Origin of the sequence: Halomonas sp. 707D4, from assembly GCF_024158685.1 — a bacterium.
In the GTDB taxonomy this organism is placed as follows: domain Bacteria; phylum Pseudomonadota; class Gammaproteobacteria; order Pseudomonadales; family Halomonadaceae; genus Vreelandella.
On the sequence record NZ_JAMZBD010000687.1, the window covers coordinates 1 to 1,254 of the forward strand.

Annotated in this window: 1 protein-coding gene; it reads left to right on the top strand. The window is 63.3% G+C overall.

Translation table 11 applies throughout. The features are described 5' to 3' along the window. Window positions 1-1,254 (top strand): class I poly(R)-hydroxyalkanoic acid synthase (gene phaC / locus BIS11_RS17910; protein ID WP_253586771.1); only part of this gene is annotated, 1,254 nt, incomplete at both ends.

The following is a 1,254-nucleotide window of genomic DNA, read 5'->3' on the forward strand; positions in this document are numbered from 1 at the left end:
GCCGTTCTATCTCTCCCTGATGCAGCAGTACCTGCTGTTCTCGCAATCCGTCGACGAGCTGATCGCCGGCCTCGACGGGCTCGACGACGCGAGCCGGCGCAATCTCACCTTCTACGCCCGCCAGCTGGTCAGCGCCATGTCGCCGTCGAACTTCATCTCGACCAACCCCGAGGTGGTCAAGCGCACCCTGGAAACCCGGGGCCAGAACCTGCTCGATGGCCTGACGCGGCTGCGCGAGGATCTCGCCAACTCCAGCGAAGGCATCAACGTGGCCATGACCGACCGCCAGGCCTTCGCCGTCGGCGAGAACATCGCCGTCACGCCCGGGTCGGTGGTGTTCGAGAACGAATTGATCCAGCTGATCCAGTACGCACCGGCGACAGAAACGGTGTTCAAGACGCCGCTTCTGATCGTGCCGCCCTGGATCAACAAGTACTACATTCTCGATCTGCGCGAGGACAATTCGCTGGTCAAGTGGCTCGTCGACCAGGGCCATACGGTATTTCTGATCTCCTGGCGCAACCCGGGCCCCGAGCAGCACGACGTCACTTGGGCGGACTACATGCAGATGGGCCCCATCGCCGCCATGGAGGCGATCGAACGCGCCTGCGGCGAGAAGTCGGTGAACCTGGTCAGCTACTGCGTAGGCGGCACGCTCACCGCCTCGACGGTGGCGTACCTGACCAGCACCCGGCGCGCGCGCAAGGTCAAGTCGGTCACCTACATGGCCACGCTCCAGGATTTCCGTGACCCCGGTGATATCGGCGTGTTCCTCAACGAGGCCGTGGTGCAGGGGATCGAGCGCTCGATGCAGCTCAAGGGCTATCTCGATGGCCGCTCCATGGCCTACACCTTCAACCTGCTGCGCGAGAACGACCTGTTCTGGTCGTTCTTCGTCAACAACTACCTGAAGGGCGAGGTGCCTGCGGCGTTCGACCTGCTCTACTGGAACACCGATGGCACCAACCTGCCCGCGGCGACCCACGGCTGGTACCTGCGCCACCTGTATCTGGAGAACCGCCTGGTCGAGCCCGGCGGCATCGAGCTCGACGGGGTGAAGATCGACCTGCGCAAGGTCTCGACACCGAGCTACTTCGTCTCGACGAAGGAGGACCATATCGCCAAGTGGAACAGCACCTACCATGGCGCGCTTCTGCCCAAGGGGCCGGTTACCTTCGTGCTGGGCGGCTCCGGCCATATCGCCGGCATCGTCAATCCGCCGCACAAGCAGAAGTACGGCTACTGGATCAACGA